General features: G+C 39.7%; 16 protein-coding genes. 15 read left to right on the top strand and 1 reads right to left on the bottom strand.

All coding sequences use genetic code 11. The features are described from left to right. Window positions 1-89 precede the first annotated feature (89 nt). Complete coding sequence (locus AC2JBO_RS29335; protein WP_496957158.1) at window positions 90-1,049, bottom strand: ribonuclease Z; 960 nt, start codon at window positions 1,047-1,049, stop codon at window positions 90-92. A 1,676-nt stretch (window positions 1,050-2,725) separates the two neighbouring features. On the opposite strand from AC2JBO_RS29335, the gene AC2JBO_RS29330 reads away from it, so the two are divergent. The 15 genes from AC2JBO_RS29330 to AC2JBO_RS29260 all read left to right on the top strand — a co-directional run bounded on the left by AC2JBO_RS29330 (window position 2,726) and on the right by AC2JBO_RS29260 (window position 21,355). Then, complete coding sequence (locus AC2JBO_RS29330) at window positions 2,726-5,809, top strand: peptidase domain-containing ABC transporter (protein WP_496957157.1); 3,084 nt, start codon at window positions 2,726-2,728, stop codon at window positions 5,807-5,809. Window positions 5,810-5,869: 60 nt separating this feature from the next. After that, window positions 5,870-7,411, top strand: a complete 1,542-nt coding sequence (locus AC2JBO_RS29325; protein ID WP_496957156.1) for a beta-barrel domain-containing protein — start codon at window positions 5,870-5,872, stop codon at window positions 7,409-7,411. 90 nt (window positions 7,412-7,501) lie between these two features. Further along, window positions 7,502-8,278 (top strand): peptidylprolyl isomerase, encoded by a 777-nt coding sequence (locus tag AC2JBO_RS29320; RefSeq protein WP_496957155.1) that lies wholly within the window; start codon window positions 7,502-7,504, stop codon window positions 8,276-8,278. A gap of 442 nt (window positions 8,279-8,720) precedes the next feature. Continuing rightward, window positions 8,721-8,999, top strand: a complete 279-nt coding sequence (locus AC2JBO_RS29315; protein ID WP_496957154.1) for a hypothetical protein — start codon at window positions 8,721-8,723, stop codon at window positions 8,997-8,999. Window positions 9,000-9,471: 472 nt separating this feature from the next. Then, window positions 9,472-12,519 carry a tetratricopeptide repeat protein gene (locus AC2JBO_RS29310; protein WP_496957153.1) on the top strand — a complete coding sequence of 1,016 codons (3,048 nt, stop codon included), beginning with the start codon at window positions 9,472-9,474 and terminating at the stop codon, window positions 12,517-12,519. 163 nt (window positions 12,520-12,682) lie between these two features. Beyond that, entirely contained in the window at window positions 12,683-13,030 is a 348-nt protein-coding gene (locus AC2JBO_RS29305; protein ID WP_496957152.1) for a hypothetical protein, read from the top strand. Window positions 13,031-13,187: 157 nt separating this feature from the next. After that, window positions 13,188-13,502: a hypothetical protein gene (locus tag AC2JBO_RS29300; RefSeq protein ID WP_496957151.1), complete on the top strand. Its 315-nt coding sequence runs from the start codon at window positions 13,188-13,190 to the stop codon at window positions 13,500-13,502. A 41-nt stretch (window positions 13,503-13,543) separates the two neighbouring features. Beyond that, on the top strand, window positions 13,544-13,978 hold the full coding sequence (locus tag AC2JBO_RS29295) for a nitrogen fixation protein (protein WP_496957150.1): 435 nt from the start codon (window positions 13,544-13,546) through the stop codon (window positions 13,976-13,978). Between the two features lie 41 nt (window positions 13,979-14,019). After that, window positions 14,020-14,469: a Nif11-like leader peptide family natural product precursor gene (locus tag AC2JBO_RS29290; RefSeq protein ID WP_496957149.1), complete on the top strand. Its 450-nt coding sequence runs from the start codon at window positions 14,020-14,022 to the stop codon at window positions 14,467-14,469. A 20-nt stretch (window positions 14,470-14,489) separates the two neighbouring features. Further along, window positions 14,490-14,834, top strand: coding sequence for a hypothetical protein (locus AC2JBO_RS29285; protein ID WP_496957148.1), 345 nt, complete (start codon window positions 14,490-14,492; stop codon window positions 14,832-14,834). Window positions 14,835-14,879: 45 nt separating this feature from the next. Further along, the gene (locus AC2JBO_RS29280) at window positions 14,880-16,142 is read left to right on the top strand and encodes a nif11-class peptide radical SAM maturase 3 (RefSeq protein ID WP_496957147.1); all 1,263 of its coding nucleotides are present in this window, start codon (window positions 14,880-14,882) and stop codon (window positions 16,140-16,142) included. Between the two features lie 9 nt (window positions 16,143-16,151). Next, a complete protein-coding gene (locus AC2JBO_RS29275) occupies window positions 16,152-16,313 on the top strand; it encodes a hypothetical protein (RefSeq protein ID WP_496957146.1) in 162 nt (53 codons plus the stop codon). Between the two features lie 61 nt (window positions 16,314-16,374). Continuing rightward, on the top strand, window positions 16,375-18,201 hold the full coding sequence (locus AC2JBO_RS29270; RefSeq protein ID WP_496957145.1) for a tetratricopeptide repeat protein: 1,827 nt from the start codon (window positions 16,375-16,377) through the stop codon (window positions 18,199-18,201). 118 nt (window positions 18,202-18,319) lie between these two features. Next, on the top strand, window positions 18,320-20,080 hold the full coding sequence (locus tag AC2JBO_RS29265) for a tetratricopeptide repeat protein (protein WP_496957144.1): 1,761 nt from the start codon (window positions 18,320-18,322) through the stop codon (window positions 20,078-20,080). Between the two features lie 18 nt (window positions 20,081-20,098). Next, window positions 20,099-21,355 carry a methyltransferase domain-containing protein gene (locus tag AC2JBO_RS29260; protein WP_496957143.1) on the top strand — a complete coding sequence of 419 codons (1,257 nt, stop codon included), beginning with the start codon at window positions 20,099-20,101 and terminating at the stop codon, window positions 21,353-21,355. Window positions 21,356-21,477 lie beyond the last annotated feature (122 nt).

Here is a 21,477-nt window from a genome sequence, read left to right as displayed (position 1 = left end):
GAGTGCTGAGTGCTGAGTGCTGAGTGCTGAGTGCTGAGTGCTGAGTGCTGAGTGCTGAGTGCTAACTCCTGACTCCTAACTCCTAACTCCTAACTCCTAACTCCTAACTTTTCACTCTCCCGGCGCCGTGGTACTTCATATGTCATAAAATCATGTGCCATATCGGTATTTGGGAAAATTGCGCGCGCTTCCAAAAGCAAATCTTTAAGTTCCAAGCTATTACCTGGAGCATAACGAGGACTAAAGTGGGTCATAATTAAGCGATTCGTGCCAGATGCAAGCGCTGTTTGTGCTGCCATTGTGGTTGTAGAATGCAAACGCTGAAAAGCCATGTCAGCATCTTGATGAGCAAAAGTCGCTTCGTGAATAAGTACGTCAGCATCTTGCGCTAATTCTACGGCGCCATCACAAAATACAGTATCAGTACAATAAGCAATCTTACGCCCAATCTCGGTTGGTCCACACAGTGTGCTGCCCTGCATAACACGTCCATCTGCCAAAGTCACAGTCTCACCACGTTTTAGCTGACCATAAACACGACCAGGAGGTATCTCTAATTCTTTCGCTTTTTCAATGTCAAAGCGTCCAGGTCGGTCTTTTTCTTCGATACGATACCCAAATGCGGGAATGCGGTGATGCAGTTGACCACAAATAACTTTAAATTCCTCGTCCTCGCAAATAACTCCTGGACGGACACTATGAACTTTTACAGGGTATGAAAAATGTGTGTGCGAGTAACGCGAACAAGCTTGAAGATAGTCGTTCAAACCAGGAGGCCCATAAATATCAACACGGTCTACATTCCCTGCTAAACCACAGCTTGCCAAAAGCCCCATTAAACCAAATACATGGTCTCCATGCATGTGGGTAATAAATATTCTAGATAGTTGACTAACTTTCAAGTCACTTCTCAATATTTGGTGCTGCGTACCCTCCCCGCAGTCAAATAACCACAGTTCTGCCCGCTGCGGTAATCTCAAGGCTACACTCGATACATTACGCGCGCGCGTCGGTACTCCAGAACTTGTTCCTAAAAATGTTATCTGCACAGTTTTATAAAAGTGTTCCCACTTATATATTATAGTGGCACGGAAAAACCTAAAATTCATAAAAGCGGCAATAATGGTATAATTAACTCACTTTACTTCTTCCGGTAGATGCGCTTTTATATTATGTTGGCTAGCTAGATTAGATTGGCTGACAACGTTTCCACTAAATTTAAGTTAATTCGATGGTTAATTAGTGATAAAGTAATTGTTGATATTAATTAGAAGTTTATTTTTATAAGTGCTAAATCAAAAAATTACTACATGGATATGTAGTAATAATACGCGGGTATTAGTTAAGTATAAAAATTTATACATTTAAAATTTGGTGCCAAAAGTAAAAATTATTGCTAGACTAAGTTTTAGTTAGGTTTACAGCTTTAACCTTCTCCTTATATATTATTCTATCTAGGCATGAAATAGTATCTCTTAATACTAAGAATGACAAGTTTAAGTTTTTAGCCCGCAGAGCGATTGATAAAAATTTGACAACAAATCCTAGCTAAGTACAAGTTGAGATGATTGACCATTACACTACAAAGCACAAAATATATATATTTTTTTTGTAAATTTTTTGAGCTTTTTTAACGAAAGAATAAAGATTTCAATGATTCGTTGACAAGATTTACAAAAGTGTAATAATGAATACTGAACAGTCTAATCAAGGTGCAAAATTTTAAGATATGATAAAACTAATTATTACTAGGTGCTTTGATATTTACTAGTAAAGCAGTTGGTTATCAGTTAACACCTCTGAAAGTAAGCTGTAAGCACTCTTGTAGTGTTCTGTTTTACGTCGTATCGTGCTGATTTGTGTAAAAGCTATTTTGCGATTTACTACATAGTTGCCAAAATGGCAGATTTTTTGAGTTCATGTAACTAAGGTGTTGCTTTTCGGGCTATTATAATCGGTAGTTTGATTTACCAGATAGGCACGGTGTAAATGTACTACCATGCTGTATTTTATTACAGCTTAAAGTAAATTATTTAACTTGTTCCCATAGTAGTCCTGTGATTAAGATCTGGCTTGGCATAGAGACTTATTTCAAGGAAGAGAGCGTATTAGTTCAGATATTAGAGTAGATTTAATTCAATATTAATAACAATGAGGCATTGCTTACGGTATATGAATTGTGATGCCTAGATGTTTAAGGCTTTTAGATATTCACTAAATGCCCTAAATGCGATTAATAATGAATTAAAAGTTTGTTTTATTGGGATAAGCGAACTATAAAATATGAAATGATGGTGAATGTAGTCACGCATCATTACAAACCACTAAAAATAGATACGAGAACACATGACTTAAATTAGGAAATTCCCCCTAGACTGGCAATCATAAGGGGAAAACAACTTAATTAAGTCGCATACCACCTAAAAAGTTAACTAGCTTTCAAAAGCTAGTGAACTAAGCAACTGTAACCTGATCAGAGGATTTTAGCAGTTGCTAGGAACTTATGTACCAATATTTAGTTGATAGCAACTTATCTAAAATTATGTCACGAAAGCTCGCGATACAACAAGTTTCAAGTAACAAGTTTGAAGTCGAACATTTTTTGGCGCCTGCCAGAGTTATCAAGGTTACTACAGCGGCTTTTAGAGTCACGCTTACATAAGTGTACTTGTGGCTATCAAACAGTTGTATTCAATGTTAAAACCTAACTCAGAGGGTCTTGATAATGCGATCCCAGGAAGAACTAAGTTTAAGAATTTCTAAAGTCTTAGGTGGAAACCTTACACAAAAAGAACTGCAAAGCTGTTTACAAGCAGCCAAAATATTGGAGTTGCCGCTTGCAACGCAGTTTTGGCAGTTAAGAGATGTAGAGAGCGGTATTTATATTGTTCTTGCGGGTAAAGTTAGATTTTTAGACGACTTGGAGAACTTAATAACAACTTTGTCGGTAGGAGCATCATTTGGAGAGGCAACTCTTTTTAATGAAGACGAATTTATTTCGTATGCAGCGAGAGCTTCGCAAAACTTGAAGTTGTGCTACCTGAGTTTAGAGACGTTGCAACCGTTGATGACGCAATATCCTGACCTCCGCGACAAGTTGAAGACGCAAGCAGAAATTTGGGATTTAATGCTTTTATGCCGTCAAAACTCGAATTTTCCTAACGCTCCATCATTGGCGCCCTCCATGCTTGAAGCTTTATCGCTGTTCGAGCGACTTGATGTTACCGCATCAGAGACAAAGGAGGTTTTGAAAGATTACAACATGTTGATTGTACGTGTTGGGCATCTTCAGCATAGTAATGGAACAATACTTACGCCAGGTAAAATTTGTGCCAATCCAAAACAGGGTAGTTGGCGCCACTCTCAACCAACAACTGTATATGCTCTTAAAAATACAGATGAGAAAACAGCACTTGAACACTGTTATGAGTTAGCGCAATTTGCTCCTCCCGACTCTGAGCAACCTGTCTTGTCTCAGCATCAGCCGCGCAAGAGAAGGTCAGCAGCACAAACTACAACAGATGATACTACCACCAAGAATCAGAAGGTAATTCCCTTTCCTGTACGCGGTCGGGAGCTACAACAAAAGCCGAATAAATCCCGACCCTACTTTCCTAGTCCGAAGGTGGCAATGGGACATTGGTGGGGACGATTGACCCGACAATATCCTTTTTATGCCCAACACAGTGCTTCAGATTGCGGCGCCGCTTGTTTGGTGATGATTGGTAACTATTGGGGTAAGCGCTTTAGTATCAACAAGTTACGGGATATGACGAATGCTACTCGCAGTGGCGCCTCTCTACGCGCCGTTTCTTCGGTTGCTGAAAGTTTGGGTTTTGCGACACGTCCAGTCAAAGCGACTTTTGATAAATTAGCAGAGCAACCACTACCAGCAATTGCCCACTGGGAAGGTAAACATTTTATTGTTGTTTATGAAATTACCAAAAAGCGAGTAATTGTTGGCGACCCTGCCCTTGGGCAGCGTATTCTCACACGCAAGGAATTTGAAAAAGATTGGACGGGGTATGCATTGTTACTGCAACCGACTGCTGCGCTCAAGCAAACAAAGAGTGATACTAGTGGGCTATGGAAGTTTTTTGAACTAGTTAAACCACATTACAAAGTATTATTTGAAATTTTCATCGCTTCAGTGTTGATGCAAATATTTGGGTTAGTGACACCAGTATTTACCCAGTTATTATTAGATCGAGTTTTAGTGCAACGTAGCGTTAGCACTTTAAACGCTGTTGGTTTAGGGATGATTCTGTTTGGCTTATTCCGCATTGCCATGAATGCAGTACGAACGTATCTTTTAGACCACACAGCCACGCGCGTCAGTCTTGCTCTAGTTATAGGTTTTATTAAACATACTTTTCGTTTACCTTTATCTTATTTCGAGTCGCGCTATGTCGGAGATATTATCTCTCGTATTCAGGAAAACCAGAAAATTCAAACTTTCTTGACTGGCGAGACGCTATCAATCACGCTCGATTTAATGTCATTAATTGTCTATTTAGGCGTCATGTTTTCCTATAGCTGGAAGATGACGTTGTTTGTGCTGATAACGGTGCCGCCATTTTTTATACTGGCACTAGCAAGTACCAGCATTTTGCGCCGGATTTCCAGGGAGGTATTTAACGCCGGCGCCGAAGAAAATAGCTACCTGATAGAATCTTTGACAGGCATACGCACTGTTCGCTCGTTGGCAATTGAGCAAACAGTGCGCTGGCGTTGGGAAGAACTACTAAATAATTTAGTCAAAAAATCCTTCTCGGCTCAAGTTATTGGCATTCGGTTATCTGCCATTAGTGGTGTAATCGAAATGTTTGTAAGTACAGGAATAATGTGGTTTGGGGCTTGGCAAGTAATTAATGGCGAGCTTACCCTCGGACAATTAGTGGCTTTCAACATGTTAATTGGTAACGTCTTGAGTCCATTCCAACGGTTTTCTGGACTATGGAATCATTTTCAGGAAATTGTTATTTCCGTCGAACGTCTCAATGATGTTTTAGAGGCAGAACCAGAAGAAGACTTACAAACTAAACCTCGCAAGTCATTAGCTAAACTCAAAGGAAACATTCGCTTTCACAACGTCACTTTCCGTTATCACAAAGAAAGCGATACTAATGTGCTGGAAAACCTCAACTTTGAAATTAAGCCCGAACAAATGGTGGCTTTGGTCGGGCGCAGTGGTTCTGGTAAAACAACATTAGGCAAATTAATTTTAGGTCTATACCCTGCGACTGATGGCAAAATTACGATTGATGGATATGATATCAGTCATGTCGCCTTAAAATCGTTACGTTCTCAAATAGGAGTCGTAGACCAAGATACGTTTTTATTTGGTGGTACGATACGCGAAAATATTGCCATAGCTCATCCAGAAGCAACTATAGAAGAAATAGTTCAAGCAGCTTCCTTAGCAGGTGCTGATGAATTTATTCAGAAGCAGCCACTCGGTTACGAAACCCAAATTGGTGAAGGTGGGGGAATGCTATCTGGGGGACAACGCCAACGTCTCGCAATAGCCCGTGCCTTGCTAGGAAATCCACGCTTAATACTGTTGGATGAAGCAACAAGTCACCTTGACGCTGAATCCGAACGAATTATTCAAAACAATTTCAAAACTATTCTTAAAGGACGTACAAGCGTCATCATCGCCCATCGTCTTTCTACCGTTCGCAATGCAGACCTAATCTTAGTGTTAGACCACGGTGTACTGGTAGAAAGCGGTACTCATGATGAATTGATTGCAAAGAAAGGCCATTATTATTACCTAAATCAACAACAGCTCGCTGAAGCCGGATAGTTCTCGTGGCGCCTGCTCCCACCTTCCAAATTTAACGATTCACAGCTTCCACTCTTAACCATGTCTCAACCATCTCTTAATCCTCTTCCTGAAGAGAAACACGGCCAGTATCAAAGCGATATGCAAAGCAGTAATAATTCAATTCGCGATCCAGTAGAAACATTTGATGATAGTAAAGATTTATTCCACGGTAGTGAAGAATTACTCGATGCCTTACCGAGACTTTGGACTCGCGGTTTACTGTACATTCTACTTGGCTTTGGTGTTCTAGCTTTACCTTGGTCAATGTATTCCAAAGTGGACGAGACTGGAAGTGCGAGAGGACGTGTAGAACCCAAGGGTGCAACGCAAAAATTGGATTCTGAAGTTGGTGGAAGTGTCAAAGCGGTCAAAGTTAAGGAAGGTGAAACCGTTAAAGCTGGGCAGGTGTTACTGGAATTAGATTCAGAAATCCTCCAAACACAAATCAAAGAGACAGAGGCAAAGTTAACTGGACTACAAAATCAGCGCGCGCAACTCAATATTCTACTGAATCAATTACAGTTGACCAATAGTGTCACCCAACAGCAGAACAAATCCCAAGAATCAGAAAAACTTTCTCAAATCAACCAAGCAAAGCAGAATCTGGATTCAAAACAGAGTACTTATAACCTGCAAAAGTTAGAAAAACAGGCATTAGTCGAACAAGCGCAGCAGCAAATCCTGGTTACTCTTAATGACCAACAAGCATCTAAGAACCGCTTAAGTATTGATTCAAAACAAGTCGAACGCTTTAACAATCTGGTTAAAGATGGCGCCGTTTCTTCAATGCAGGTTGACCAACTCAAAAAAGAAGAGCAGGAAAGCAAACGTGTTTATCAAAAAAATTTATCTGATATTAAACAAGCACAATTAAATTTAGCTGGAGAGAAGAATCGCTATCAAACAACAGTTAATCAGCTTGAGTCTGACATTAAACAAGCGAAACTACGGATGCAAGAGGTACAGGACAGCTATACCAGCTTGCAAAAAAACGGCAAGCTTGCTGTTTTAAAAAATGAGCAACAACTTAAAGACTTGCAAGCCCAAATTACAGCAAATCAATCGAGTATTGCTCAAACTACAAGCCAAATGACATCGTTGAAGCTTCAGTTGCAGCAAAGAATAGTTAGGTCTCCGCTCAACGGAATCATTTTTGAGTTGCCATTTAGCAAAGCCGGAACAGTCGTACAACCCGGTCAAAGAGTTGCAACTATTGCACCCAAAAATGCAGGTTACATACTCAAAGCGAGTATGCCTAGTCAAGATAGTGGCTTTTTGAAGGTGGGAATGCCAGTCAAAATCAAGTTTGACGCTTATCCCTTTCAGGAGCATGGAATTGTACCAGGAAAAGTCACCTGGATTTCCCCTGATTCAAAAGTGGATAAAACACCTGGAGGAAATGTCGAAACTTATGACTTAGAAATAGCTTTAGAACAGCAGTATGTTCAGAATGGCAATAAACGTATTCCATTAACCGCCGGTCAGACTGCAACTGCTGAAGTCATCATTCGTCAGCGTCGCGTTATTGACTTTGTTTTAGACCCATTTAAGAAACTGCAAAAAGGAGGTTTAGAGATGTAGAGACGCGATATATCGCGTCTCAATATATCGCGTCCGTACAAGGCAAGGCGCCTTTTTCGAGACAAAGGACATATAAAGGAGAAAAGACACATGTCGCTCACCATTTCTAGTTCAGATATCATTCACAACCTCAAACTCTCCTGTCAAATTCCCAGTGTTGTGGAAGCGATTGCATCTGTTCATATTATTGCTGAAGCAGCCCAAAAGGCAGGAGTTACAGTCACAAATGAAGAACTACAGATTGAAGGTGACAAACTGCGGTTAGAAAAGAAACTCGTAAAAGCAAAAGACACATGGACATGGTTAGAAAAGTATCATCTTTCTGTAAAGGAGTTTGAAGAGTTAGTCCATAGCCAAGCTCTTTCTCGGAAATTAGCTCATCACATGTTTTCGCCTCATGTGGAAAAGTACTTTTACGAACGCCGACTAGATTACGAGCAAGCAGCTATCTATGAAGTCGCCTTTGAGGAGCGTGATTTAGCCTTGGAGTTGTTTTATGCCTTAGAAGAAGGTGAAATCACTTTTGCTGAAATTGCTCGCCAATTCATTCTGGAACCAGAACTTCGCCGCGCGGGTGGATATAAAGGACTGAGGCACCGCAGTTCATTTCGTCCAGAGATTGCTGCGGCTGTATTTGCGGCAACTCCACCTCAGATTCTCAAACCGATTACCACGCCTTCATCTGTGTATTTAATTTGGGTGGAAGAAATTATTCAACCCCAACTAGATGAGGAATTACGTACTCAAATCATCACAGAGATGTTTTCTGATTGGTTAAAGCAACAAATAGAAGTTATGGAAATTGTCACTCAGATAAACTCTGATGATAATTCACAATCGCAGGGAGAACTTTTTAAGCAAGCTTAAAGCTATTTAGTAGTAATACGTAATAACTAATTAAATCCAATTTTGTTTTGTTGTAAATAGCAGGTAAAAATAAATTATTTTTCTTAGAAATAAGTGGTTTCTGCAAAAACATATTCAGTTTAATTATCAATCAAAGAATAGTCAATATTGCAGTAAAAGCTTTATTCACAAGCCTTTACGCCAAAATCAACACAAAATAATAATCTTTAAAAGTGTCTGAGCAGTAAAAAAAAGTAATTACTGCCCAGTTTTGCTATGTTTAATTAATTAAAAAAAACATGGATTTATTTATGTTAATTAGTGATTTATATTCAGAAAATCTATGCAAAAAAATCAAAAAACTGTTGACTTTTTAAGTGAATAAGATATAGTAGAAATGTGAGAGGAAAAACGAACTTCTCACATCGGATTTTGAAAACAAGTAATTCCCAGGAGAAAAACAATGATTATTTCTGATCTAAACTACTTGGAAGCTAATGAAGATGAAGTGTTTGGTGGTTTATTATTTGTGCCAAATGCTAACCAGAACGAAAGAAACACTCTCGTTGTAACAGAAAGAATTGACATCGCTAAAGACTTTTTCTCTAGAGTTAATGTTTCAGGAGCTGCAGCTACTGCTGAATCAGTTGTTTTGGGTACTAACAATTCCGCAACTCAAACTCAAACCTACATTAATAATGGTGTAAATAGTTCCTCCTCTATAGGATTTGCTAGATTCTAGTTCCTGGCGATGAAGAATGAAGACAGCCAAGAGCTAGTAAACTTGGCACCAGTTTTGAAATCCGAGCATAACTTGACTAATCCGGAAAGTCGAGTCATATAATGAACGGTATTTCTATTTCTGCTGCAAGATATTGGGTAGATTTTGGCGGTCTTTAAAGTACTTTAATAAGCATTTAATCTGCTGTACATTGAAAAATGTACGGCAGATTATAAAGTTTAAAATAAAAATCAATAAACAAAATCCAAACAGCATCAAAAATTGGATAGTATTTCAGACAGACCAAAATAATTCCAAGTTAAAGCCAAGCAAAATTAATAAATAATTCGCAATGAATTTAGGATACAGCACCCTAATTTTAATAATCTAAGAAATCAAGCTGTGAAGCAGGGAAGCATTGTGATCCGAACCTCTAACTTAAATTTGTATGTCGTGAAACTTATAACAAATAACGAGTTATTTAGATATAGCCATGAATGATACCGAAAAAATTTTAGAAACTAATGCTAAATTCCTGATTGAATCGGCAATTCAGAAGCATCAGTCTGGTGAGTGGAATGAAGCAGAATTGCTATACAAACAAGTATTAGAACTTCAACCCGAATTAAACAATCAATATCAGACGATAGCAAGTAACAATTTAGGAAATATATTTGAGGAACAGGCTCTCTTAGACACATCTGTAGATTTTTACAAACAAGCATTAAGGCTTAAACCTGACTATGCAGAGGCTTATTATAATTTAGGACATGTCTTCCAAAAACAAGATAAGTTAGATAAAGCTATAGAATTTTACCAGCAAGCTTTGAGGCTCAAGTCAGACTATGCCGAAGCTTATTACAATTTAGGAAATGTCTACCAGCAACAATATAACTTAGAAGCAGCTATAGAATCTTACCAGCAATCATTAAAAAATAATCCTGACTGTGTTAAAGCTCATAACAATTTAGGAATTGTCTTACAGGAAAAAGGCAGGTTCGATGCAGCGCTAGAGTCCTACCAACGAGCATTAGCAATTAAGCCTGACTGTGCTGAAGCTCATAGCAATTTAGGAATTGTCTTACAGGAAAAAGGTAGGTTCGATGCAGCGCTAGAGTCCTACCAACGAGCATTAGCAATTAAGCCTGACTACGCTGAGGTCTATAACAACTTAGGTGCTATATTCAAGAAACAGAATAATTTTGATGCAGCTGTTGAATCCTTCAAGCAAGCTATCAGCTTTAAGCATAACTATCCTAAGTTTCATCAGAACTTGGGAAACACACTTTACGACCAGGGGCGCCTAGAGGAAGCGATAGAATCATACAATCAAGTTTTAAAAATTGATCCTAATTTTGCTGAAGCAAAGTTAGGCATTTGTATAAGTCAGCTACCAATTATTTATTCCAGTGTTGAAGAAATTGATTTGAAGCGAAAGCACTATCAGCAACATCTGCTTTCTTTAGCGAACTACTATCAAGTTGCGACTCCCGACCAAAGAGCAGAGGCAGCTATGAGTATTGGTCTCATTCAGCCTTTTTATCTAGCTTATCAAGGCTTAAATGACCGTCTTTTACAGCAAATTTATGGGCAAATGATTGCTGGGCTGATGTCGAGTCGCTATCCCCAGTGGACTCAACGCGTCGTGCTGCCAAAATTAGCTGCCAATGATAAAATTCGCATCGGTTTTGTTTCCAGATTTTTTTACAATCATTCTAACTGGAAAATCCCCTTAAAGGGTTGGGTAGAAAACCTCGATAGAAGTGAGTTTGAGTTATTTGGCTATCACACGAACAACGAACGCGATCCAGGAACTACTTCTGCTGCAAAAGCGTTTGACAAATTTACTCAAGGTTCTTTACCGTTGGAAAGATGGGCTGAAATTATTCAACAAGATAAGTTACACATCCTAATTTTTCCGGAATTTGGCATGGATCCAACAACAGTAAAATTGGGTTGTTTAAGGCTAGCTCCGATTCAAATGACATCTTGGGGACACCCTGTTACTAGTGGGTTACCTACAATTGACTATTACTTGAGCAGTGACTTAATGGAACCAGAAAATGCTCAAGAACACTATACAGAACAGTTAGTCAGACTGCCTAATTTATCAATTCATTATACGCCATTGCCAATTGAAACTCAACCAAAGAGTAAACAGGAAATTGGCATCGCAGAGGACGAAATTATGTTCTGGTGCTGTCAATCTTTATACAAGTATTTACCCCAACATGATGATGTCTTTCCTAAAATTGCCAAGGACTTAGCTAAACACTTAGCTAAGTGTAAGTTTGTCTTGATTGAGGCGCAGCAAGGCAAGTATATTACTGAGATGTTTCGCGAAAGGATGAAACGAGCTTTTGAGGAATTTGGACTCAATTATCAAGATTACTGCATCTTTTTGCCTCGCTTAGATAATAGACAGTTCTTGAGTACTACCGCAATTGCAGATGTATTTCTGGATAGTATCAGCTGGTCAGGATGCAACTCGACGTTGGAAGTAATCGCTCATAATATACCAGTTGTCACCTTGTCTGGAGACACAATGCGGGGACGGCATACTATGGCTATTCTCAAAATGATGGGTGTAGAAGAGACGATTGCTGCAACTAAAGAAGAGTATGTGCTTCGGGCGGTTCGGCTGGGACAAGATGCTGAATATCGTCAACGCATCTCTCGACAAGTTGCTGAAAATAAATATAAGTTATACGGCGATTTAAAACCAGTTAGAGCGCTAGAGGATTTTCTTTTCAAGGTGCTTAATAAGCCAAGACGATTTGGCGCCTCAGATGTCGCCGAAACCCTTCAATTCGCAGTTCAACACCATCGAGCCAATCGCTTAGTTGACGCTGAACAGCTATATCATCAAGTTCTGGAAAGACAACCTGACCACCCGGAAGCTTTATACAATTTAGGAATGCTGGCGCAACAGTTAGGGCAACCCGAAACCGCTCTTACATGGTTGAATGCTGCAACACAAGTCCAACCAGACTCTGTTAAGGCTTGGTTCAGTTTAGGTAATTTGTGTTTAGCTCAAAAGCAGTACGCGGAAGCTGTCATCGCTTACCATCAAGCTCTAGCCCTACGACCAGACTCACTACCAATTTATAACAACTTAGGCTATGCTCTGCAACAACAAGGACTATTGGACGAAGGAGTTCAATACTATCAAAAAGCCTTAGAACTTAAGCCAGACTTTGTAGAAGCAGACGTTAATCTGGGTAATGCGCTGCACGCTCAAGGTAAGCTCTCAAACGAACAAAAACTTGACTATGCTCAAATGAATCACAGGTTGGGTGTGCAAAGGAAAAAAGCCGGTGATTTACAGACAGCTGTAGCTTACTATCGCTCCAGCCTTGCCCTCCAACCTGATTTAGTAGAAGCTCATTACAACTTAGGCATTGTGCTGCAAGAACAAGGAGAGTGGCAAGAAGCAATTACCTATTATCAAAAAGTAATAGAGCTTAATCCCCAACACACAGAAGTCCACTTTAATTTAAGCAAAATTCATCAACAGCATTCTTCCGTTACAGGAGTGTGATGATTTGTCAAGGATTTCATAAACAATTAGGTGCATCATATATTCCTGACTAGCTCAAAAAGGAGGCTCAAAATGTGAATTAATGATTCAGCACTTGATCGAAAAGACAAATGAAAATGACTAAAAGTCTTCAATTTTTGCTTCATGTAACTAGAGGTGCAATATGTGTCAATTAAAGATATCAGACTTGAGTTTTTGCGAAGTAGTAGCAGAGAATGAGGTTGAGGTCAAAGGTGGATTGACTGTTGGGGAAATAGGCATAAATCTTAGACTAAGACCCTTAGTAGAGAGATTAATACCTGATCTAAGTGAGCGACTTAATCTATCTAAAGTACCTTTAGAGATCAAACCACTTCCTTCCGAAGATGGAAATACTGTTAAGAAGCTTGAAAATATAGATGCAGGTATATCCGGATATCAAGTGACAAGTCAGGATGGCACAACCAAGTCTAGTACGTTAGCTGGTAAAGACTTTGTGTTTGCTTCTACATCATCTATCAAATCGTCTTGACCCGTTGATTGATTAGGAAAAAAGAAGAAAACCTATTAAACAATGGTTTTTCGTCATTACATACGATATAGAGACCGAATATATATATTCGGTCTCTACAAACCAATTTATAGGTAAACGTTGGACATTAATCCCTATAGTTAATAAGAACAGAAACATGGAAGGAAACAAAAAATCTAACCATCAAATGGAAATCAATGACTTAATTGATGATGCCATTGCAAATGCTGTAACACGAAGAAGTTTAGTAGAAACAGAGGATGCATTATTCGCTGTATCTGATGAAGAAGCCGCAATAATTGCGGGGGGTACAGGGGTTCAAGAAGCTGCAAGAATTGCAGTTGACGAAAAAACAAATATTTCAGTAGCAGGTTTCAAGCCTGTTAACCCCCCGCCTCCTCCTGTTAAACCAATTTATCCGCCAATTATAGTTGGGCTGATTGCATTACCCGATGATAAAAAACTTGCTTAATATCTTGCTTAATATTTAGAGGATTGGTGGAGGCTTAATTTATGAAAGATAATATTTCCGAACGAACAACGCTTTGCCCTAGTGCGAGACCCGAGTTGGTGGATAGTATTGTCTTTGGCGTAGTTGGTGGAACGGCAACGGCGCCTCGTATAGTTTATCTCAAGCAGCCTCTACCCATTACCGATGAACTGATAGCAAAGGCTAGTCCAGTTACACCTACCGAAATTTTTCGGACAGCAGCATCTTGTGTGGAATTAGGTTGTCAGCATTTTGATGGCAAAGACTGTCGTCTAGCAATGCGAATTGTCGATAAAATGCCCGTGGTAGCAGAGGAACTACCACCCTGTTCTATTCGTCGAGATTGTCGCTGGTGGCAGCAGGAAGGTAAGGCAGCTTGTATGCGATGTCCGCAAATCATTACAGACAACTATTCTGCATCCGAGCAGTTACGTACTACAGCAGACCCTTGCAATTAAAAAAAGCACTACGAAGAGTCATAATTTCAGGAGAAGATAATATGTCTTTAGAAATTTTGGAAAAAGTTAAAGACTTCCTTGTCAAACTCGTCAAAGATGAAGCTTTTCGCACCCAGTTAATTAATAAGAAAGTTGAAGAAGCAGAAAAATTTTTGCAAGATAAAGGCTATAATTTCTCTCAAGAAGAATTTGAAACAGCCGCTATCCAAATATTGGAATTAAAAGAATTAGGTCAGTTTGACGAGCTTAGTGAACAGGAACTACTGGGAGCTGTTGGTGGAATTGCCAGCATTGCTCCAGAAGATTCTCGTATTCAACCACTATACGGTATCATATCTCGGCCTCCCAAAGGGTATCCTAGACCTTGGCCTAAACCATCACCGAAGCCATTACCCCAACCACAACCTTTGTATGGCATAATAGTTGACCCGCTTGACCCACCCGTTCAAGCATTATACGGAGTAATTGTCTCACCAGAAGAACTACAATAACTTCTCGCTATCTTGAAAACATGCAGATTTTAGATTTATCTTATCTCGATAAAATTTCAGAAACCGATTTAATCTTAGGTTCTGTTGCAGCTACTGTCTCTGCTAATGCATCAGCTACAGGGTCTATAACCAGGACTTATGCATTAGCAGATACTTTCGCCAAACAACTAAAAAACGGTGGCGCCATCGCACTTGGTACGGGATATGCTAAGGCTTACGGAGATAATCCAACGGCAAACGTAACAGTTACAGGCGAGGGTGATCTTGTAATTTATGTAGAGGGTTCCAAATACTTAGTTTCTAAAAACACTGCTATAGCCCTTGGTATTGTAATCGCAATAGATTTCCCTGATAAAAAGGGCTGATATTACATCCTCTTTTAATCCTAATTTCCTTCAGGAGAGTTCGCCATGACATACCACCGCACAAGTTATGCTGTATGGGAAATTACCTTAAAGTGCAATCTTGCCTGTAGCCACTGTGGTTCGCGCGCGGGAAATACACGCTCGAAAGAACTTTCAACACAAGAAGCTTTAGACCTTGTTAGACAAATGGCATCCGTTGGGATAAAAGAAGTTACCCTCATTGGTGGTGAGGCATTTCTGCGTCCAGACTGGTTAGAGATTGCTTCAGAGATAACGAAGGCAGGGATGTTATGTGGCATGACTACTGGCGGCTATGGTATATCATTGGAAACCGCACAAAAAATGAAAGAAGCGGGAATTCGCACGGTTTCCGTTTCAATTGACGGTTTGGAACAAACTCACGACCGTTTACGGGGTAGAAAAGGCTCTTGGAAATACGCTTTTAAGACCATGAGTCACCTCAAAGAAGTTGGCATTACCTTCGGTTGCAATACTCAAATTAATCGTTTATCAGCACCAGAGTTTCCTAGTATCTATGAACGTATTCGTATTGGCGGCGCCCGTGCTTGGCAAATTCAACTCACTGTGCCAATGGGCAATGCCGCCGATAATTCAGATATCCTCCTCCAACCTTACGAGTTACTAGATATTTACCCAATGGTCGCGCGTGTTGCTCGTCGCGCTTATGCTGAAGGAGTTCAACTCCAGGCAGGAAATAATATCGGTTACTACGGACCATACGAACGTCTGTTAAGGGGACGGGGTAAGGAGAGCGAATGGTCATTTTGGCAAGGTTGCGGCGCCGGACTTTCGACTTTAGGAATAGAAGCTGATGGAGCAATTAAAGGTTGTCCCTCGCTACCTACAACTGCCTATACAGGTGGTAACGTTCGTGAGCGCACGCTCCATGATATTATCGAGAATACAGCAGAATTGCGAATGAATTTAGGAGCAGGAACATCAGAAGGTATCAAGCACCTTTGGGGTTTTTGTAAAACTTGTGAATATGCCGAACTTTGCCGTGGGGGTTGCAGTTGGACTGCTCACGTATTCTTTGATAAGAGGGGTAACAATCCTTACTGTCATCACCGCGCACTTGTCCATGCAGAACAAGGTTTAAGAGAGCGTGTAGTTCCCAAAGTCAGGGCGCCAGGACTACCTTTTGACAATGGAGAATTTGAATTAATTGTAGAGCCTATAAACGCTCCCTTACCAGAAAATGACCCATTGCGCTTTAGTGCAGCCAAAATCCAGTGGTCTCCTGATTGGCAAGAAAACAAAGAATCTTACTCACTAATCGGGTCATAAATTATGACTATGACAAACAATAAAAAAATAGCTGAACATCCAGAACAAACCCCCCTGCTTCCTCGGTCAGCTTGGAATAGCCAGTTAACACATCTAAAAGTGCTTTTAAAAGCAAAGCAAACTTTAGAAAAAACAGGACAACTCAATAGAAATTCCACTGATATTAGGTAGCAATAAAAAATTCTAAGTTCAAAATCAAAAATAAAATCGAGCAAAAACTAAGATTTTTAAGATGGGTATTTCTCAGATAGAACAGACTGACGACCCTAAAACTTTATACAGATTAGGCTTGCAAGCACAGCAAGCAGGTCAGCCCCAGGAAGCTGAAAAGTTTTTTAGTGCAGTTCTCCAGGTGCAGCCAGAATCGGTCAAGGTTTGGTTTAGTTTAGGCAATTTGCGTTTCTCGATTGGTCAGTTGACAGCAGCAGAAGTAGCTTACCGCCAAGCCTTAGCCTTACAGCCAAATCTAGTCGCGATACATAATAACCTTGGTTACACCTTACAACAACAAGGGCTTTTTGACGAAGCTCTAGCCTGTTATCAAAAAGCTTTGGAAATTCAGCCCGATTGCCTGGAAGCTTCAGTAAGTTTGGGTAACATACTTCACGCGGAAGGTAAACTACCTGCATGTCAACAAGCTCACTACTGTGCCTTGAACGAGCAGTTAGGTACTGCAAGACTTGAAGCAGGGGATGTAACAACAGCTATTGCTTACTTTAAACAAGCAATTGTTCTACAACCAGACTCAGTAATAGCTACTTATAATTTGGGAGTGGCTCTAGAAAAGCAAGACCATCTTTCTGAAGCGCTCGCGTGCTTTAAAAAGGTGTTAGAATTTAATCCTAATTATGGAGAAGCCTACCTTAATTTAGGTAAAATTTATCAAACACAAAAACAGTTATCAAAAGCGGTTGCTGCTTACCGACAAGGGTTAAGCCTCATCAATCCTTGCTATGAATTAGCTATGGAAGCCGATCTAGAACCTAATCTTGTTCAGGAGGTGCCAGTTACACCACCAATTCCCGAAGGGAAAGTAGTAGTGGGAGACTACAGTTTTCCAGCCATTCCCACCGTAGTAGATCAACAAGGTAAACGTCCTTTTTGGACTGTGATAATACCTGTATATAAACGCACTGAGTATATTCTCGATTGTCTAGCTGGCGTACTGGCGCAATGGCCAGGAGAAGACGAGATGGAAATTCTGGTCTTGGATAATGCCAGTACACCTCCACTCTTCGATCTGGTAAACTCTATAGGCAAAGGAGTCATACGATACTTCCGACACCCGGAAAATCTTGGAGTTGTGGGAAATGCAAATGCAGGTCTTGCCTTAAGTAGAGGTGAGTGGGTTCACATTCTTCACGATGATGACTGCGTATATCCTGGTTTTTATTCCCAACTTAAACAGAGCCTTGAGAACTGCCCTCAGTCTGTTGGCGCCGCATTTACTGGTTTTAACTATATCGATGAGAAAGGAAAAAAAGTTGCGACTGGGGATATAGTTTCAGTTTATGGAAACAACAGAGGTATCGCGACCGATTGGCTACAGCGAACTGGCGTTTGTGGTCTAATCGTCGTACCAGCAGTAGTAGTTAAACGAACAACTCATGAACATTTAGGAGGATATTACCCGGAAATACAGGGAATTGACGAATGGGAAATGTATAAACGCATTGCCGTTTTTTATGATTGTTGGTACGAGCCAGGAATATTAGCGGGTTACCGTGTACATTCCCACAGAGAGTCATCTAATAATTGGCTTTCTGGTAGTCTGCCTAAAGCTATTCGTCGTGCCATCGAAATTACCTCCAGTTATCTTCCTGTCAAATATAATGCAGAAATTACGGCAAAAGCTCGCAGGCACAACTTTAATTACTGCCTACAACACGCCATAATTCCCTTGAAAGCTGGTAATTTAGCTGCTACATTTTCTATTATCCAAGAAGCGCTTAAACTTGACCAGTCCTCGGAAGCAGTCGCCAAATTATTTGACTGGCTAAACAAAAATGAAGCCGCTGCGGTAAAAGATGAAATTGTTTCACAATTAATTAATAGTTGACCATAGTTGACCAAATAATTTTAGATTTTAATACCAATTTAATCTAAAGCTGCGACTAATTAAATCCCCCCAAGGGTTCAAAATCGATTAAAACTTAAAAACAATACGGTCTTTCATTATGAGTATTACAAATATTTCAGAATCTACTACTAAATCTCTCATCCAAATTGCAATGCAAAAGCATAAGTCCAATCAATTGGATGAAGCAGAATCAATATACAAACAAATATTACAATTGCAGCCTGACTCAATCAAGATTTGGTTCGCTTTGGGTAATCTCTATCAAGTTCAAGGCTTATTACCAGAAGCAGAAAAAGCTTACAGACAAGCTGTTTATTTGCAACCAGATGCAGTATCAATTTATAATAATCTGGGTTATACTTTGCAGCAACAAAGTAAATATGATGAGGCTATAAGCTGCTATCGAAAAGCTTTGGAACTACAGCCCAACTGCACCGAAGCTTCGGTGAACTTAGGTAACACCCTCCACGCTCAAGGGCAACTCTCACCAGAAAAACAACTCTACTACGCTGCTTTAAACCATCAGTTAGGTCTGAAGTTGAAAAAAGCAGGTGATTTGAAGAATGCTGAAGCTTGCTATAACAGAGCAATTGAACTTAATCCCAATTGTGGAGAAGCTTACATGGGCTTAGGAGAGATTTACCAAATACAGCATAATTTAAAGGAAGCAGTTGCAGTTTATCGGCGAGGGTTAAAGCTGATTAATCCTCACTACGCAGCAGCTACGGAAGTTTATGAAAATGCTCAAACCCCTCAACAGGTGCTAGTAACACCCCCAATCCCTCAACATGAAGTAATTGTGGGAGACTATACTTTTCCTGCTATTACTCCAGTTACAGATGGTGATGAGCGACCAATATTTTCTGTAGTCATTCCGATTTATAACCGCACTGATTATCTCCTGCAATGCCTTGCCAGTGTACTCGAACAGTGGACTGGGGCAGAGGAAATGGAAATTCTGGTCATCGACAATGCCAGTACACAGCCCTTGTTTGAACTAGTGCATGAGATTGGTTCTGGAGTGGTACGTTACTACCGCAACCCTGAAAATATAGGCGCCATCAGAAATGGTAATATAGGTATTGCACTCAGTCGTGGTAAATGGATTCATCTACTCCACGATGATGATTATGTACTCTCTGGTTTTTATGCTCGTCTAAAGCAAAGCCTCCTGGAGTGCCCGGACTCAGTAGCATTTGCTTTTACAGGATATGAGAATGTTAATAAGCAGGGTAAATTAATTCACTCGCCGAAGTTAGATAGCAATCAGCGAGGAATTGTTCGAGATTGGCTACAGCAAATTGGAGTAGCAAATTCATTAAATATATGTGCAGTAGTAATTCGTCGGGAAGCCCATGAACGTAATGGGGTATATCTTCCTGAATTGTTATACTCAACCGACTGGGAACTTTACAAACGCATTGCAGTTTCTTATGATTGCTGGTATGAACCGGAAACTTTAGCTTGCTACCGTGAGCATGTTAAAAGTATTACCAGCGAATTGTTTCAAACTGGTGCGGATGTCACATCCATTATTGATACAATTGAAATATCAAAGAGTTATCTCCCAGTTGAGCATTGCGCTGAGATTACAGCAAAAGCTCACAATTATTACTTTCGTTTTTTTCTAGCAGACGCAAAAAAATTTCTAGAATTTGGCGATGTTAGTAGTGCTTTTCGTTTAATTCAACAAATTCTGCAACTTGACCGTTCTCCGCAAGCGCTAGCAAATTTATTTGTCTTGTTAGCTCAAGATGAAGCAGCTCCTCTACGAGAAGAAATTGTTTCTCAGGTATTTACAATATCTTTGGATAATAACAATTACAAATTAAAACTTCAAACTTCAAAAGTAAATTAAAAAAATATATTATAGGCGATGCAACATCAAAATACTTCCAAATTACATCAAGGTCAATGTTTATTTTGTAGCACAGATTTACGTTATACATTCGTGGATTTGGGAATGTCTCCTCTCTGTAAAAGCTATCGCCACCCAAAACAGCAAAACGAAATGGAGCCTTTTTATCCACTCCATGTTTATATTTGTGAAAAATGTTATTTAGTGCAACTTCAGGAATACATTAATCCGGAAAATATCTTTAGCGACTACGCCTATTTTTCCTGTGACTCTGATAGCTGGTTGCAACATGCTAAAAACTACGTTGATATGGTAGTAGAGCGTTTTCAATTACACGACCAAAGTCAGGTAGTGGAAATTGCTAGTAACGATGGTTATTTGTTGCAATACTTTCTTGCTAAAGGTATACCGACACTAGGCATAGAGCCAGCTGTAAATATTGCTAAGGTAGCAATCAAAAAAGGTATTTCCACAGTAGTCAAGTTCTTTGGAGAACAGACAGCCAGGGAACTAGTTGAGAAAAGATTACGGGCTGATTTATTGCTGGGTAACAACGTCCTAGCTCACACTCCCTACCTTAATGATTTTGTCAAGGGAATGAAAACTATCCTCAAACGGCATGGGGTAATTACAATGGAATTTTCCCACTTGATGCAGTTGATGCAGGAAAATCAGTTTGATACTATCTACCACGAACACTTTTCTTATTTCTCTTTCATTACTGTAGAAAATGTTTTTAAAGCACATGGTTTAACGATTTTTGATGTTGAAGAATTCCCCACTCATGGTGGCTCTTTGAGAATTTATGCTCGTCATACAGAAAATTCTTCTCAACCTGTGAGCGAAAACGTATTCGGACTGAGAGCCAGAGAAGAAGTGGCTGGTTTTACATGTTTAGAAACATATTTTTCCTTTGGTGAACAAGTCAAAGAAACTAAGCGTAAATTGCTTGATTTCTTAATTCAAGCTAAACGCGAAAAAAAATCGATTGCTGGATATGGTGCCCCTGGTAAAGGTAACACCCTTTTAAACTACTGCGGTATCCGTACTGATTGTCTTGATTACACAGTAGACCCTAGTCCTTACAAACAAGGTCTATTTTTACCAGGTACTCATATTCCTATTCTCCACCCAGATAAGATTCAGGAGACAAAACCTGACTATGTATTAATTTTGCCTTGGAATCTCAAGGAAGAAATTATGACACAAATGGCTTATATTCGGACTTGGGGCGGTCGATTTGTTGTCCCAATTCCAGAAGTAAAAGTTTACTAAATTTTTCACAAAATTTTAATAATATTGATGCATTGACAAAATTATATTATTTTTTTAAGAGACCCAGATAAGAATTAATAACGAGTTTTGACTTAATGAACATAACTTGATTTAGACCTACA

Source organism: Calothrix sp. CBUCES-K 9914, assembly GCF_059640475.1.
This window is presented reverse-complemented; position numbering and strand designations above follow the sequence as displayed.